Annotated in this window: 13 protein-coding genes; 10 read left to right on the top strand and 3 right to left on the bottom strand. The window is 61.2% G+C overall.

All coding sequences use genetic code 11. The features are described 5' to 3' along the window. Positions 1-205 precede the first annotated feature (205 nt). The 10 genes from J3A71_RS05670 (at position 206) to J3A71_RS05625 (ending at position 14,752) form a co-directional block, all read left to right on the top strand. On the top strand, positions 206-2,260 hold the full coding sequence (locus tag J3A71_RS05670) for a GGDEF domain-containing phosphodiesterase (protein ID WP_016488920.1): 2,055 nt from the start codon (positions 206-208) through the stop codon (positions 2,258-2,260). A 158-nt stretch (positions 2,261-2,418) separates the two neighbouring features. Then, complete coding sequence (locus J3A71_RS05665) at positions 2,419-3,756, top strand: imelysin family protein (protein WP_016488921.1); 1,338 nt, start codon at positions 2,419-2,421, stop codon at positions 3,754-3,756. Between the two features lie 142 nt (positions 3,757-3,898). Continuing rightward, positions 3,899-4,381, top strand: coding sequence for a hypothetical protein (locus tag J3A71_RS05660; protein ID WP_024717456.1), 483 nt, complete (start codon positions 3,899-3,901; stop codon positions 4,379-4,381). A 13-nt stretch (positions 4,382-4,394) separates the two neighbouring features. Beyond that, positions 4,395-4,781: a hypothetical protein gene (locus J3A71_RS05655; RefSeq protein WP_096426717.1), complete on the top strand. Its 387-nt coding sequence runs from the start codon at positions 4,395-4,397 to the stop codon at positions 4,779-4,781. A 110-nt stretch (positions 4,782-4,891) separates the two neighbouring features. Further along, a complete protein-coding gene (locus tag J3A71_RS05650; protein ID WP_096426718.1) occupies positions 4,892-6,319 on the top strand; it encodes a di-heme oxidoredictase family protein in 1,428 nt (475 codons plus the stop codon). A 20-nt stretch (positions 6,320-6,339) separates the two neighbouring features. Next, the gene (locus tag J3A71_RS05645; RefSeq protein WP_096426719.1) at positions 6,340-7,404 is read left to right on the top strand and encodes an imelysin family protein; all 1,065 of its coding nucleotides are present in this window, start codon (positions 6,340-6,342) and stop codon (positions 7,402-7,404) included. Between the two features lie 2 nt (positions 7,405-7,406). Then, positions 7,407-8,504 carry a DUF1513 domain-containing protein gene (locus J3A71_RS05640; protein ID WP_016488927.1) on the top strand — a complete coding sequence of 366 codons (1,098 nt, stop codon included), beginning with the start codon at positions 7,407-7,409 and terminating at the stop codon, positions 8,502-8,504. A gap of 235 nt (positions 8,505-8,739) precedes the next feature. Further along, the gene (locus J3A71_RS05635) at positions 8,740-9,888 is read left to right on the top strand and encodes an efflux RND transporter periplasmic adaptor subunit (RefSeq protein ID WP_016488928.1); all 1,149 of its coding nucleotides are present in this window, start codon (positions 8,740-8,742) and stop codon (positions 9,886-9,888) included. A 12-nt stretch (positions 9,889-9,900) separates the two neighbouring features. Next, complete coding sequence (locus tag J3A71_RS05630) at positions 9,901-12,945, top strand: multidrug efflux RND transporter permease subunit (protein WP_016488929.1); 3,045 nt, start codon at positions 9,901-9,903, stop codon at positions 12,943-12,945. A 619-nt stretch (positions 12,946-13,564) separates the two neighbouring features. Beyond that, complete coding sequence (locus tag J3A71_RS05625) at positions 13,565-14,752, top strand: MFS transporter (protein ID WP_095116036.1); 1,188 nt, start codon at positions 13,565-13,567, stop codon at positions 14,750-14,752. An 89-nt stretch (positions 14,753-14,841) separates the two neighbouring features. On the opposite strand, the gene J3A71_RS05620 is transcribed toward J3A71_RS05625, so the two are convergent. Genes J3A71_RS05620 through J3A71_RS05610 form a run of 3 tightly spaced genes read right to left on the bottom strand, consistent with a single transcriptional unit; the run spans position 14,842 to position 16,460 of the window. Beyond that, positions 14,842-15,075 carry a hypothetical protein gene (locus J3A71_RS05620; RefSeq protein ID WP_023047343.1) on the bottom strand — a complete coding sequence of 78 codons (234 nt, stop codon included), beginning with the start codon at positions 15,073-15,075 and terminating at the stop codon, positions 14,842-14,844. After that, a complete protein-coding gene (locus J3A71_RS05615; RefSeq protein WP_016488932.1) occupies positions 15,075-15,773 on the bottom strand; it encodes a lipopolysaccharide kinase InaA family protein in 699 nt (232 codons plus the stop codon). Before J3A71_RS05615 ends, J3A71_RS05620 begins: the two co-directional genes overlap by 1 nt. A 6-nt stretch (positions 15,774-15,779) precedes the next feature. After that, positions 15,780-16,460, bottom strand: coding sequence for a class I SAM-dependent methyltransferase (locus J3A71_RS05610; RefSeq protein WP_016488933.1), 681 nt, complete (start codon positions 16,458-16,460; stop codon positions 15,780-15,782). Positions 16,461-16,517: the final 57 nt, after the last annotated feature.

Raw genomic sequence — 16,517 nt, 5'->3', positions numbered from 1 at the left:
TTGTGCCTGTATCAGACGCGAAGAGGCCTGCACGGTTTTGCTTGCTCAGCCTGCATAGCGCGCTAACATCAAACCTCTGGAAGATTGACACAGCGCACTCAAGTTGCGGGGGCAGGCAACCGATACACTGCTCATGATCGGCCGATAGTGTATCGTCATCGTTGATGGCAAAATGATGCCATGCGCATGGATTAAGGAAACCCCATTGAAGCTGGAATTGCGGAACAGCTTGTCGGTCAAGTTGCTCAGGGTCGTGCTGCTGTCGGCGTTGGCGGTTGGCGTCGTGCTCAGCTGTGCGCAAATTGTCTACGACACCTACAAGACCCGCCAGGCCGTGAACAACGATGCCCAGCGCATCCTCGACATGTTCCGCGACCCCTCCACCCAGGCGGTATACAGCCTCGACCGCGAAATGGGCATGCAGGTGATGGAAGGCCTGTTCCAGGACGAATCGGTGCGCATGGCGTCCATCGGCCACCCCAACGAAACCATGCTGGCCGAAAAGTCCCGCCCGCTGCAGGACATGCCCATGCGCTGGCTGACCGACCCGATCCTCGGCCAGGAACGCACCTACACCACGCAACTGGTCGGCCGCGGCCCCTATAGCGAATACTACGGCGACCTGAGCATTACCCTCGACACCTCGTCCTACGGCGAAGACTTCCTGATCAACGCGGTGATCATCTTCATTTCCGGCGTACTGCGGGCCTTGGCCATGGGCCTGGTGTTGTACCTGGTCTACCACTGGCTGCTGACCAAACCGCTGTCCAAGATCATCGAGCACCTCACCCAGATCAACCCCGACCGCCCGAGCCAGCACCAGATCCCGCTGCTCAAGGGCCACGAGAAGAACGAACTGGGTCTCTGGGTCAACACGGCCAACCAGTTGCTGGCGTCGATCGAGCGCAACACTCACCTACGCCATGAAGCCGAAAACAGCCTGCAGCGCATGGCCCAGTACGATTTCCTCACAGGCCTGCCCAACCGCCAGCAACTGCAGCAGCAACTGGACAAGATCCTCGTCGATGGCGGTCGCCTGCAACACCGTGTGGCAGTGTTGTGCGTGGGCCTGGACGATTTCAAGGGCATCAACGAACAGTTCAGCTACCAGGTTGGTGACCAACTGCTACTGGCCTTGGCCGACCGCCTGCGCGCCCACAGCGGCCGCCTGGGCGCCCTGGCGCGGCTGGGTGGTGACCAGTTTGCCTTGGTACAGGCCAATATCGAGCAGCCCTACGAGGCGGCCGAACTGGCGCAGAGCATCCTCGACGACCTGGAAGTGCCGTTCGACCTCGACCACCACCAGCAGATCCGTCTGCGCGCCACCATCGGCATCACCCTGTTCCCCGAAGACGGCGACAGCACCGAGAAGCTGCTGCAGAAAGCCGAACAGACCATGACCCTGGCCAAGGCCCGTTCGCGCAACCGCTACCAGTTCTACATTGCCAGCGTCGACAGCGAGATGCGCCGCCGCCGCGAGCTGGAAAAGGACCTGCGCGAAGCCCTTCCGCGCAACCAGCTGTACCTTGTGTACCAACCACAGATCAGCTACCGCGACCACCGTGTGGTCGGCGTCGAGGCGCTGCTGCGCTGGCAGCATCCAGAGCTGGGCATGGTGCCACCGGACCAGTTCATTCCGCTGGCCGAACAGAACGGCAGCATCATCAGCATTGGCGAATGGGTACTGGACCAGGCTTGCCGGCAACTGCGCGAATGGCACGACCAGGGCTTCAGCGAGCTGCGCATGGCGGTCAACCTGTCCACCGTGCAGCTGCACCACAGTGAACTGCCACGGGTGGTCAACAACCTGCTGCAGGCCTACCGTCTGCCGCCACGCAGCCTGGAGCTGGAAGTCACCGAAACCGGCCTGATGGAAGACATCAGCACTGCCGCCCAGCACCTGCTGAGCCTGCGCCGCTCCGGGGCGCTGATTGCCATCGACGACTTCGGCACCGGCTATTCGTCGCTCAGCTACCTGAAATCGCTGCCGCTGGACAAGATCAAGATCGACAAGAGCTTCGTCCAGGACCTGCTGGACGACGATGACGACGCCACCATCGTTCGCGCCATCATCCAGCTGGGCAAGAGCCTGGGCATGCAGGTGATCGCCGAAGGCGTGGAAACCGCCGAACAGGAAACCTACATCATTGCCCAAGGCTGCCACGAGGGCCAGGGCTATCACTACAGCAAGCCGCTGTCAGCCCGTGAACTGACCCACTTCCTCAAGCAGGCGCAGCGCAATCAGGTTTCGATGCTCTGAGCTGGCAGGCCTGGTTACAGGCTGTGACCCGCATTTACATGAATTGCGCGCCCGCCCCTTTACAGCAAATGCAAATCTTTCGCATGATGTTGCGCTTTCGCGTGCCACGGCGCACGGCCCACCCCTTGGTCCAACCACACGACGCAGGAAAACCAACAATGATTCGAATGCCTCTGGCCTCCGCCAGTCTGCTGGCCATTGCCATCGCTCTCGCCGGTTGCGGTGAAGGCAAGGACGACAAAGCCGCCGCGCCGCAAGCTCAGGCACCTGCCGCCGCCAGCACCACCGCTGCTGCGCCTGGGGCTGTTGACGAAGCCGCCGGCAAAGCCGTGGTCAAGCACTACGCCGAAATGGTCTACGCCGTGTACAGCGACTCGCTGAGCACCGCCAAGACCCTGCAGAGCGCAGTCGATGCGTTCCTGGCCAAGCCCAACGACGAAACCCTGAAAGCCGCCAAGCAAGCCTGGGTCGCCGCGCGCGTACCGTACCTGCAGACCGAGGCCTTCCGCTTCGGTAACACCATCATCGACGACTGGGAAGGCCAGGTGAACGCCTGGCCGCTGGACGAAGGCCTGATCGACTACGTCGACAAGAGCTACGAGCACGCCCTGGGCAACCCGGCTGCTGGTGCCAACATCATCGCCAACACCGAGATCCAGGTGGGCGAAGAGAAGGTCGACGTCAAGGACATTACCCCTGAAAAACTGGCCAGCCTGAACGAGCTGGCTGGCTCCGAGGCCAACGTTGCCACCGGCTATCACGCCATCGAGTTCCTGCTCTGGGGCCAGGACCTGAACGGTACCGGTCCAGGCGCTGGCAACCGCCCGGCGTCCGACTACCTGGAAGGCCAAGGCGCTACCGGTGGCCACAACGACCGCCGCCGTACCTACCTGAAAGCGGTCACCGACCTGCTGGTCACCGACCTCGAAGAGATGGTCGGCAACTGGGCACCGAACGTGGCCGACAACTACCGCGCCAAGCTGGAAGCCGAGCCTGTCAACGACGGCCTGCGCAAGATGCTGTTCGGCATGGGGAGCCTGTCGCTGGGTGAACTGGCGGGTGAGCGCATGAAGGTTTCGCTGGAAGCCAACTCGCCGGAAGACGAGCAGGACTGCTTCAGCGACAACACTCACTACTCGCACTTCTACGACGCCAAGGGCATCCGCAATGTCTACCTGGGCGAGTACACCCGCCCGGACGGCACCAAGGTCAGCGGCCCGAGCCTGTCGTCGCTGGTGGCCAAAGCCGATCCTGCTGCCGACGCCACCCTGAAGGCCGACCTGGAAGCCACTGAAGCCAAGATCCAGGTGATGGTCGACCACGCCCTTAAAGGCGAGCACTACGACCAGTTGATTGCAGCTGACAATGCTGCCGGCAACCAGATCGTGCGTGATGCCATCGCGGCCCTGGTCAAACAGACCGGCTCGATTGAACAGGCCGCTGGCAAGCTGGGCATTGCCAATCTGAACCCGGACACTGCGGACCACGAGTTCTGATCCTGCTGTAGCGCCTCATCGCAAACGCCCGGCCTAGTGCCGGGCGTTTTCATTTGTAGGCCTGGTAAAGCGCTTCCTGCTGCCTGAGGTACACGCAAGTGCCCATCCTGTAGCCCTTCAAGCAACCCAAACAGGAGGCAAAGTGCTGCAGATTCTTGATGTCTGGGGCGAAGGCCGAATCGTCCAGCGTGTAAATGGGAGGAACCTTGTTACCGGATTCACCCATGCCTACAACCTGAACAAGGCGGGCCAGCTCATCTCCAACGGGCCGTTTACGGGTAGGCATATTCCCAACCTGATTGTCGTATACGAATACGATGCTCCGGACTTTCCCCTCGACGATCACGCAGTCCCTCACGTAACGCTGATGGGCGCTCCGATCACCCACCATGTGGCCGAGGAAATCTGCCGGGTCGTTGCTCGCCCCGGCAAGGTTTACCTGTACGACCCCAACGAAACCGACCGCAAAATGTTCGAGGCCGTTGCCTTCGCCCAGGGGCTGCAGCCAATGGGCCGCTTCGTGCCCGCTGAACTCGCGCCCCCTTTCAACGAGATCACCCTGCTCGCAGCCTACGTCTACCGCACCCCGACGGCCCCGTTGCCACGCCCGGAAATCCAACACTAGAAGGAAACGCCAAATGGCCAGCCTCACCTACCTGCACTCCATCGCCAACAACACGCCCTATACCCTGACCCTGATCGACGGTGAAAACCGCAGCCAGAGCCTGGCAATAGGCGCCCAGCAAGCATGGAATGGCTCGCTCGCCGTGCCCTGGATCGGCAAATCGAGTGAAAACCACAAGGCCTTGCGCTTGATCCTCGGCCCGAATGCCGAGACCAACATCTGGGTATTTCAGGATTACTGGCAGCCCGCGCACAAGGATGCAATCAAGTGCCTCACCGCCTCATCCATGGAGTACGCCAGCGAAGAAGTCATCGAGGTCCCAGGCGACAACCGTGATGGCGGTAGCAAGAACCTGATCATCAGCCTGGTCAACAGAGAGTTCAAAATGTTGATGGCCTGAGCCCCCTCGGCAGCGACGATTTCATCAAGCAAACGCAAATTGCTCTTATTCAATGATCCTGGGCCTGCTAAGCTTGCACGCCGGTTTTTCGCTCACGCCCAGGATCCTTGATGTCCTCGTCGCTGTTCCGACTCTCTCCTCTGCTGCTGGCCTTTGCCCTCGCCGCCTGTGACGACGCCCCGCGTTTCACCCAGGCCGAGCCTGGCGAAGCATTGTCGGCCGGCAAGGCGACCGTGCAGCGCGCTGACCGCAACGCCTATTCCCTGCCTTCGGCCAACCTCTCGCCCGAGCGCCGCGTGGACTTCGCCGTGGGCAACAGTTTCTTCCGCAACCCCTGGGTCATCGCGCCGTCCACCACCACCGCCCGCGACGGGCTGGGCCCGCTGTTCAACACCAATGCCTGCCAGAACTGCCATGTTCGCGATGGCCGTGGCCACCCGCCAGCGCCGGGTGACAGCAACGCGGTGGGCATGCTGGTACGCCTGTCGATCCCCGACCAGCCCTACCTGGCCAAAGTGATCGAGCGCCTCGGCGTGGTACCGGAGCCGGTGTACGGCACCCAGCTGCAGGACATGGCCATCCCCGGCGTGGCGCCTGAAGGCAAGGTGCGGGTCAGCTATACACAGCAAACCGTGTCGTTCAAGGACGGCCACCAGGTCGAACTGCGCAAACCTGCCCTGCAGATCACCCAGCTCGGCTATGGCGTGATGCACCCCGACACGCGGTTTTCGGCGCGGGTCGCCCCGCCCATGATCGGCCTGGGCCTGCTCGAAGCCATTCCCGAAGCCGACCTGCTGGCCAACGAAGACCCGGACGACCGCAACCACGATGGCATCCGCGGGCGGGCCAACCGGGTGTGGGACGATGCCCAGGGCAAGACCGTGATCGGCCGCTTCGGCTGGAAAGCCGGTCAGCCCAACGTCAACCAGCAGAACGTGCATGCCTTTGCCGGTGACATGGGCCTGACCAGCACCCTGCAGCCACACGATGATTGCACCCCGGCCCAGGCCGACTGCCTGGCCGCACCCAACGGCGACGGCGCCAACGGCGAGAAAGAAGTCAGCGACAACATCCTGCGCCTGGTGACCTTCTACACCCGCAACCTGGCCGTGCCGGCCCGCCGCGTTGTGGGCGCGCCGCAGGTGCTGGCGGGCAAGAACCTGTTCTACCAGGCTGGCTGCCAGGGTTGCCACACACCGCAGTTCACCACGGCTGCCGAGACTACCGAACCAGAACTGGCCAACCAGGTCATCCGCCCCTACAGCGACCTGTTGCTGCATGACATGGGCCCAGGCCTGGCCGACGAACGCACCGAATTCGCCGCCAACGGCCAAGACTGGCGTACCGCGCCACTGTGGGGCATCGGGCTGAGCGAAACAGTGGCAGGCCACAGCCAGTTCCTGCATGACGGCCGCGCCCGCAACCTGCTTGAAGCCGTGCTCTGGCATGGTGGTGAAGCCGAGGCGGCACGCAACTTCGTACTCACTTTCAATGCCGAGCAACGCACTGCGTTGCTGGCGTTCCTGAACTCACTTTAAAACGCGCTAAGGAGCCGGGCATGTTCCGACCCAAACTGTTGTTCACCAGCCTCGCCGCACTCGCCCTCGGCGCCTGCTCGCCGCAGGACCCGCAAGCCGTGACCTCCGCCGCCATCGCCAAGCAAGTGATCCTGCCCACCTACAGCCGCTGGGTCGAAGCCGACCGCACGCTGGCCGCCAGCGCCCTGGCCTACTGCGAAGGCAAGGAAGACCTGGCCAAGGCCCGCGCCGACTTCCTCAACGCGCAGAAGGCCTGGGCCGAGCTGCAGCCGCTGCTGGTCGGCCCGTTGGCCGAAGGCAACCGCGCCTGGCAGGTGCAGTTCTGGCCCGACAAGAAGAACCTGGTCGGCCGCCAGGTCGAACAGCTCGTCAATGGCGACAAGCCGGTCAATGCCGCGACTCTGGGCAAGGCCAGCGTGGTGGTACGTGGCTTGTCAGCCTACGAGTACATCCTGTTCGACAGCAAGCCGGACATCGCCACTGCCGAGCAGAAAGCCCGCTACTGCCCGCTGCTGGTGGCCATCGGTGAACACCAGAAGGTCCTGGCCGAGGAGATCCTCAAGGGCTGGAACAGCACCGACGGCATGCTTTCGCAGATGACCAAGTTCCCGAACCAGCGCTACGCAGACTCTCACGAGGCAATCGCAGACCTGCTGCGCTCCCAGGTCACCGCCCTGGATACCCTGAAGAAGAAGCTGGGTGCGCCGATGGGTCGCCAGAGCAAGGGCATCCCGCAGCCGCTGCAAGCCGAAGCCTGGCGCAGCCACAATTCGCTGAAGAGCCTGGAGGCCACCCTCAAGGCCGCCGAAACCGTTTGGGTCGGGGTCGACAACCAGGGCCTGCGCGGCCTCCTGCCCAGCGATCAGAAAGCGCTGGCAGACAAGATCGACGCCGCCTACGCTACCTCGCTCAAACTGCTGGCCGACAACCAGAAAACGCTCGGTGAGCTGCTGGCCAACGACGCAGGCCAGCAAACCCTCAACCAGCTCTACGACAGCCTCAACGCCGTCCATCGCCTGCACGAAGGCGAGCTGGCCAAGGCGCTGAACATCCAGCTGGGCTTCAATGCCAACGACGGTGACTGATCATGCTGCGACGCCAGGCACTCAAACTCGGTAGCGTATTGCTCAGCGCCCTCACCTTGGGCGGCTGGAGCCTGTTCCGCAACAAAGGCAGCGAACCTTTGCTGCTCTCGGCGCGTGACGATGGCGACGGCAAGCACTATGCCGTCGGTTTTCGCCTGGACGGCACCCAGGTGTTCAGCACCCAGGTCGCCCAGCGTTGCCATGCCATCGTCCACCACCCCGAGCAGCCGATCGCCTTGTTCGTCGCCCGCCGCCCCGGTACCGAAAGCTACCTGGTCGACTTGCGCGACGGGCGCCTGCTGCAAACGGTGGTTTCGCAGCCTAACCGGCACTTCTACGGCCACGCGGTGGTACACAAGGGCGGCGAATGGCTGTATGCCACCGAGAACGACACCACCGACCCGGGGCGCGGCGTGCTTGGCGTATACCGTTTCGAGGGCGAACGCCTGGTGCACACCGGCGAGATCCCGACCCACGGCATTGGCCCGCATGAGGTCGCCTGGCTGCCCGATGGTGAAACACTGATCGTGGCCAATGGCGGTATCCGTACCGAAGCCGAAAGCCGGGTAGAGATGAACCTCGACGCCATGCAGCCAAGCCTGGTGCTGATGCAGCGCGACGGTACCCTGCTGAGCAAGGAAACCTTGGCCCAGCAGATGAACAGCGTGCGCCACCTGGCGGTGGGCAGCGATGGCACCATTGCTGCCTGCCAGCAGTTCATGGGCGATGCCGACGAAACTGCCGAGCTGTTGGCGATCAAACGCCCGGGCGAGCCGTTCAAGGCCTTCCCGGTGCCGGAACGCCAGTTGCAGGCCATGGCCCAGTACACTGCCAGTGTCGCCATCCACAGCGAACTGCGACTGGTGGCGCTGACTGCGCCAAGGGCCAACCGCCTGTTCGTCTGGGACCTGGACAGCGGCGCGGTGCGGCTGGACGCGCCCATGCCCGATTGCGCGGGGGTTGGCGCGGTGAAAGACGGCTTTGTCGTCACCTCCGGGCAGGGCCGTTGCCGCTTCTACGATTGCCGCAAGGCCGAGCTGGTCGGGCAGCCGATGAACCTGCCGTCCGGTTTCTGGGACAATCACCTGCATCTTGTCTGATTGATCCGCTGCCTGCACCGGCCCTATCGCCGGCAAGCCAGCTCCCACAGGTACACCACAGGTCCTGAAACCTACGGTGTACCTGTGGGAGCTGGCTTGCCGGCGATAGGGCCGGTGCAGACAATTCACTCCCCTTCAATCAAAAAACAGTCAATACTTCCCCCATCCACACGTGGGCAGGATCGCCCGTTGTCGTGTCCAGGCTAATAACAACCGTATCCAGGGAACCGGACCTATGCTGCGCCGCCGCATGCTGATCATGTTGGCCGTGGTTCTGCTGATCGTGCTGGCCTTGGGGGGCTACAAGGCTTTCTCCATCTACCAGCAGATCCAGATGTTCACTGCCCCCAAGCCGCCCATCACCGTAGCGGCAGCCTTGGCCGAACAGCGCCAGTGGCAGGAGCGCCTGCCCGCCGTCGGCAGCCTCAAGGCCCTGCAGGGTGTGGAACTGAGCCTGGAGGTAGAAGGGATCGTCAAATCCCTGCACTTCGACTCGGGCCAGCAGGTCAAGGCCGGGCAACTGCTGCTGCAACTCAACGACGACCAGGAAACGGCCCTGCTCGGCACCGCCCAGGCTGACCTGGGCCTGGCCAAGGTCGATTTTGGCCGGGGCAGCCAGCTGGTCGGTGACTCGGCCATCTCCCGTGGCGAGTTTGATCGCCTAAGCTCCCAGTACCGCCGAAACCAGGCGGTGGTCGAGCAGCTCAAGGCGCAGAAGATCAAGAAGAGCATCAACGCCCCGTTCAGCGGCACCATCGGCATCCGCCAGGTAGACATCGGCCAATACCTCGCCGCCGGCACGATGATCGCCACCCTGCAGGATACGTCCAGCCTGTACGTCGACTTCAACGTACCGGAACAGGCCCTGCCGAAGCTGAGCCTGGGCCAGCAGGTGCTGTTACAGGTGGCCGCCTACCCGGGCCAGACCTTCCCCGCCAGCCTCAGCGCCATCAACCCCAAGGTGGAAGAAACCACACGCAACCTGCTGGTCCGTGCCGTCCTGGCCAACCCCGACGGCAAGCTGCTGCCAGGCATGTTCGCCAACCTGCTGATCTTGTTGCCCAACCCTCAATCACAAGTGGTGGTGCCGGAAAGCGCGATCACCTACACCCTGTATGGCAACTCGGTGTACGTCGCCACGCCAAAGAAGGACAAGGATGGCCAGCCCGAAACCGACGACAAGGGCCAACCCAGGCTGGTCGCCGAACAACGCACGGTTCAAACCGGCGAGCGCCGCGACGGTGTGGTGGTGGTCAGCAAGGGCCTGCAGGCCGGCGAACAGGTGGTCACCGCCGGGCAACTGAAGCTCACCCCGGGCGCCGCGATCCGCATCGGCCAGGACCAAGCCCTCAAGCCCGAACAGGGCGTCCCGGGCAAGGACTGACAGGAGGCTGGCATGGCGTTTACCGATCCGTTCATCCGTCGCCCGGTGCTGGCCAGCGTGGTTAGCCTGCTGATCCTGCTGCTGGGCTTCCAGGCCTGGAACAAGCTGCAGATCCGCCAGTACCCACAAATGGAAAACGCCCTGATCACGGTGACCACCGCCTACCCCGGGGCCAACGCCGAGACCATCCAGGGCTACATCACCCAGCCGCTGCAGCAAAGCCTGGCCAGCGCCGAAGGCATCGACTACATGACTTCGGTGAGCCGGCAGAACTTCTCGATCATTTCCATCTACGCGCGTATCGGCGCCGACAGCGACCGGTTGTTCACCGAGCTGCTGGCCAAGGCCAACGAAGTGCGCAACAAACTCCCTCAGGACTCCGAAGACCCGGTGCTCAGCAAGGAAGCCGCCGATGCCTCGGCGCTGATGTACGTCAGCTTCTACAGCAAGGAAATGAGCAACCCGCAGATCACCGACTACCTGTCGCGGGTCATCCAGCCCAAGCTGGCCACGTTGCCAGGCATGGCCGAGGCGGAGATTCTCGGCAACCAGGTGTTTGCCATGCGGATCTGGATCGACCCGGTGAAGCTGGCCGGCTTCGGCCTGTCTGCCACTGACGTGACCAATGCGGTACGCCGCTACAACTTCCTGTCTGCCGCCGGTGAGGTGAAGGGCGAGTACGTGGTCACCAGTATCAACGCCAGTACCGAGCTGAAATCGGCCGAGGCATTCGCCGCCTTGCCGGTCAAGACCAGCGGTGACAGCCGTGTGCTGCTGGGCGATGTGGCGCGGGTCGAGATGGGGGCAGAAAACTACGACACGGTCAGTTCGTTCGACGGTACTCCGTCGGTGTATATCGGCATCAAGGCCACCCCGGCAGCCAACCCGCTGGATGTGATCAAGGAAGTTCGGCGCATCATGCCCGAGCTGGAAAGCCAGCTGCCCTCGGCGCTCAAGGTGTCGATCGCCTACGACGCCACCCTGTTCATCCAGGCCTCCATCGACGAAGTGGTCAAAACCCTCGGTGAAGCGGTGCTGATCGTCATCGTGGTGGTGTTCCTGTTCCTCGGCGCCCTGCGCTCGGTACTGATCCCGGTGGTGACCATTCCCCTGTCGATGATCGGCGTGCTGTTCTTCATGCAAATGATGGGCTACTCGCTCAACCTGCTGACCCTGCTGGCCATGGTGTTGGCCATCGGCCTGGTGGTGGACGATGCCATTGTCGTGGTGGAGAACATCCACCGGCACATGGAGGAAGGCAAGTCGCCGTTCGACGCGGCACTTGAGGGCGCCCGGGAAATTGCCATGCCAGTGGTGTCGATGACCATCACCCTGGCTGCCGTCTATGCGCCGATCGGCTTCCTCACCGGGCTTACAGGGGCCTTGTTCAAGGAGTTCGCCCTGACCCTGGCCGGGGCGGTGATCATTTCCGGCATCGTGGCCCTGACCCTTTCACCGATGATGTGCGCCCTGCTGCTGCGCCGGGAGCAGAACCCCAGCGGCCTGGCCCATCGCCTTGACCAGCTGTTCGAACGCCTGAAGGTACGCTACCAGCGCCTGCTGCACGCCACCCTCGACAGTCGGCCGGTGGTGCTGGTGTTTGCCGTGATCGTGCTGTGCCTGATCCCGGTGCTGCTCAAGTTCACCCAGAACGAACTGGCACCCAACGAGGACCAGGGGGTGATCTTCATGATCAGCAGCTCGCCGCAGCCGGCCAACCTCGATTACCTCAACGCCTACACCGACCAGTTCACACCCCTGTTCAAAACCTTCCCCGAGTATTACTCGTCGTTCCAGATCAATGGTTTCAATGGTGTGCAGAGCGGCATTGGTGGTTTTTTGCTCAAGCCCTGGAACGAGCGCGAACGTACACAGATGGAGCTGCTGCCGCTGGTGCAGGCCAAACTTGAGGAAGTCGGCGGCCTGCAGATTTTCGGCTTCAACCTGCCCTCGTTGCCCGGCACTGGCGAGGGCCTGCCGTTCCAGTTCGTGATCAATACCGCTGGCGACTACCCGGCGCTGCTGGAGGTGGCCCAGCGCATCAAGACGCGCGCCCAGGCATCTGGCAAGTTCGCCTTCCTCGACATCGACCTGGCCTTCGACAAGCCTGAAGTGGTGGTCGACATCGACCGGGCCAAGGCGGCGCAGATGGGGGTGTCGATGGACACGTTGGGCGGCACACTGGCCACCTTGCTGGGCGAGGCGGAAATCAACCGCTTCACGCTGGAAGGACGCAGCTACAAGGTAATTGCCCAGGTCGAGCGGCCATACCGCGACAACCCCGGCTGGCTGAACAACTACTACGTGAAGAACGACCAGGGCCAACTGCTGCCACTCTCGACCCTGATCACCCTCACCGACCGCGCCCGCCCGCGCCAGCTCAACCAGTTTCAGCAGTTGAACTCGGCGATCATCCAGGGCGTGCCCATGGTCAGCCTGGGCGAAGCGCTGAAGACCGTGCAGGACATTGCCCGCGAAGAGGCCCCCGAAGGCTTCGCCTTCGACTATGCCGGCGTGGCCCGCCAATACGTGCAGGAAGGCAGCGCGCTGTGGGTGACCTTCGGCCTGGCACTGGCGATCATCTTCCTGGTGCTGGCAGCGCAATTCGAAAGCTTCCGCGACCCGCTGGTAATCCTGGTGACGGTGCCGTTATCCATCTGCGGGGCGCTGCTGCCGCTGTTCCTGGGTATATCGAGCATGAACATCTACACCCAGGTGGGGCTGGTGACCTTGATCGGGCTGATCAGCAAGCACGGCATTCTCATCGTCGAGTTCGCCAACCAGCTGCGTGAGGAGCGCGGCCTGAGCGTGCGCGAGGCCATCGAAGAAGCGGCGGCCATTCGCCTGCGGCCGGTGCTGATGACTACGGCGGCGATGGTGTTCGGCATGGTGCCGCTGATTCTGGCGACCGGCGCCGGGGCGGTCAGCCGTTTTGACATCGGGACGGTGATCGCCACCGGGATGTCGATTGGCACACTGTTTACCTTGTTTGTGCTGCCTTGTATCTACACCTTGTTGGCGCACAAGACGAATGCCAAGGAACCTGCAATAGCCTGACCGGCCTCTTCGCGGGCTTGCCCGCTCCCGCAGACAGGGCATCGGGCCTGACATGGGTGCAGTACCTGTGGGAGCGGGCAAGCCCGCGAAGAGGCAGTATGGGTACAGAAGGCCGATAGAAAATCACTGCTACGCAACACAATCTAATAATTACCGCTCACAAGCTCCCACATCATTCAGATTCACGGCTGATCTTCCTGCTCGCCAGTGAAAGACTGAACAACTGTCTCATCCACTCTGCCCGGTAACTATTAGACTCAGAATGGCAGGCTACCCGCGAGCCAGACGTCTTCCAGCAAAATTCAAACACTCCTGGAAATGGCTTCGGTAAAAAATCCTACGCCTTGATCAGAAGTTTCGCCACCCTCTTCGGCTTGTACATCTTGGGCTTAACGCTATTATCAAAAACGTCGCAATGACGCGACGCACACATGGATAAATCAATAATTTTCAAAAACCATCCCTCTACCGGCAAGGTGGTTATTGACCCTCTAAAAGACAATTGCATGCTTCGGATATCCGCAATATCCAAAATCACGATGTTGGCAATTAAACGCACCGATGTATTGAAAGATTCAGGCTATACGTTACAGTTCAGGGCAGCGGGAATCGTCTCTCTATGAGTCAGGCCAAAAACTTTAAAATCACCATTCTTCGCCCATTGCTTTTGATTCTTTTATGTCTATTAGGCGTTTTTCCTCTGGACGTCATCCTTCCTTCGTTCCCTGCGCTTTCAGAAGCCTTTCAAGTAGAACCAAAGCAAATAGCTTACTCTGTAAGCTTATTCGCGTTTGGCGTAGCTGTGGCGCAAATATTTATTGGCCCTCTGTCTGACCGAACTGGGCGTAAAAGGCTATTAATCGTTGGTTTGGGGGTATCCATTGCTGGGGCTATTGGCTGCCTAATTTCAACTGACTATGAGATTTTTTTGGCATTTCGGTTGTTGCAAGCCGCCGGCTGTGGCAGCTTGGTTCTTGGCCAAGCACTTGTACAGGACCTGTATAGTGGAAAGCAGCGCAACACCATGCGCATCTTGTTGACGAGTGCAAGTGGTTTATTCATATCCATCTCGCCCGTCGCCGGTGCAGCTATCCAACAATCAATCGGCTGGACAGGCAGCTTTACTGTATTTATTGGAATAGCCATCTCAGTCATCGTGCTTGCATGGGTTCTGCTGAACGAAACACCTGTTTTATGCGCGGGTAATTCAGGTGTTCAAAGTTATATTGTGATGTTGCGCGACGCCTTCTATGTAACCTATTCCCTACAGGCCACTTTAGCGTTCGCCTGCCATTTTTCCTTCATCGTCGTTGCACCACTGGTACTGATGGAGCAGCTAGGCCTTACGCCGTATCAGTTTTCCGTTGTATTCATCGCCTACGGGCTGGCGTATGTCGTTGGTGGTGCCATCGCGACTTTCTTGAACAATCGCATCAGCGCACAAGCTCAGATCTGCGCGGGATTTCTACTGATAGGCTCCGCAGGTGCGGCCCTATTGATTTGGCAGTGGGTAGCAGGGCTGACAGTAATAGGCCTCATGATACCGATGATTTTATGTACAGCAGGAACGACGTTGGTACGCCCCGCTGCGGCTACGCAAGCATTAGCCCGCTATCCGCAGCAGGCAGGGGCAGCAGCGTCGCTCAACACAACAGTGCTATTTGCCGGGGGTGGTTTCGCAGGCACTGTGATTGCGTCAGCTGAACAGCTGCTTCCATTGAGCCTGGGGATTCTGTTCTTGAGCAGCGCCCTTGGCGGTTTCCTGCTGCTCACGCGCCTCAAAGGCAATAGCCTGCAGCACTGCTAACTTTTGCAGAAGAGGCCAGAAAGCCCGACACAAAAATGCCAGAGGCCCCGCAATCGCGAGGCCTCTGGCATTTCTAGCTACCGCAGGGTTCAACCAAATGGCCGTAACCCCTGACGCAGGCCAAACAGGAACAGCAAAAGGTCCTGGTCCGGCGCAACCTGTGCCTGCTGCTGCTGTTTCGCTTCCCGCGGCAACGCGCACTGGTCGGCCATTTCAGCCTTGCTGAACACGGTCGGCCTGGGCTCTTCCCAGGCAGCCACCGCCACGGTGGTGACCGCCAGGCCAGCTACCAGGAACAAAGCTCGAGCTATTTCTAGTTTCATTACCCTAACCCTTTGACAGCGCTGCCAAACGCCATCTGGTAAAAGTAGAGCAGCGTCTGCCATTCCGCGTCATTGAGCGACGAATGGCGGCGCAGTTGGCGCAGGTCGTTGCCAGCCGCACGCTGACAACTGATGCGCCGCCTGCACTTCTCAAGGTCCAGCAGCGCCACTTCGACGCGCGCTTGCTCGCTTTCGCCAATTACCTTGATGAATACGTGCTTGCCATACAGGCAGCCGTGCTGCCAGTGCCCCAGGTGCATACGCGCCAGGTTATCCGCCAGGTCCTTGAGCATGCGCTCATGCACCACCTGCGGGTAGCGCTCGCGGGCACCTTCGGCATGCCAGGTGTCTAGCTCGACAAAACCATCCAGCGCTTCGCTCACCAGCAGCGCACGCCACTGGTGGTCGGCATCGCGTTCGGCGCCACAGAAGACAATGCGGGGTACACGCACACCCAGTTGCTCGAAACTGTTCAACGCATCGAGTTCACGCAATACGGTCGGCCGGCCGAAAGGGTGCAGCAGGCTGCGATAGATATGCCCGACCTGGCGCTTGGCATACAGCAGCTTGCCGCTGGCATCGTTGAGGCGTTGCACACCACTCTCGCCGCCGCGGCGCTGGTTAGGCTCCTCGACCCACTCGCCCTGTTGGCGCCAGTAAAAATCGAACCGCGACTCCCCGTTCTGGGCTACAGCCATCAAACACTACCCCTTACGCAATACATAGACCCGCCACATGGCATAGAACGGCAGGAAGTCGAGGCGTTCCTGGATTCTGAAGCCGGCGGCCCTGAATTCTTCTTCAACCGTTTCGGCAGGTAACACGAAACGGTTCTGGTAATTGTCCTGCTCGGCCTTGGCACTGCGGCGGTGTTCCAGTTTTTTCCGGCGCCAGGCCTTGAAATTGCCATCCACCCACAGTGAAAGGATCACACTATCACGGCTAACCCGCTGAAATTCCGAAAGAATGGTCTTTCGGTGGGCAGATTCGCCAATGTGATGGAACAGGCGCATGCAGAAAATGCTGTCCACCGCGTTATCCGGCAGGTCAATGGCAAACGCTGACGTCTGCAAAGGACGTACCCGCGCCACCACTTCTGGCGGTTGCGCGGCGCACGCTGTCTCGATCATCGCTTCGGAATTGTCGGCACCAATAATCACCCTGTTGGGCTTTTCTGCCAACAGCGGCCAGAAGCGGCCCGCACCGCACGGCAGGTCCAGTACCAGGCCAGGCTCACCTGCCAATGCCAGGGCGCGGCGCGCCAGTTGCTCATCTCGCTTGTGGGAAAGGCGTCGCGCCAGGCCGTCCTGGTGCTTGAGAAAGTACTCACGCGCATGGTCTTTGTCGTACTTCTCGGAAAATTCAAGCTTGATGGGGCTACGCATTGGGCATCTCCTGACTCCAGTGCCGCTCACCTTAGGCAAGCAAGCGTTGGAATCAGG

Origin of the sequence: Pseudomonas sp. PvP089 (genome assembly GCF_017875165.1) — a bacterium.
GTDB lineage: Bacteria > Pseudomonadota > Gammaproteobacteria > Pseudomonadales > Pseudomonadaceae > Aquipseudomonas > Aquipseudomonas fortuita.
This window is presented reverse-complemented; position numbering and strand designations above follow the sequence as displayed.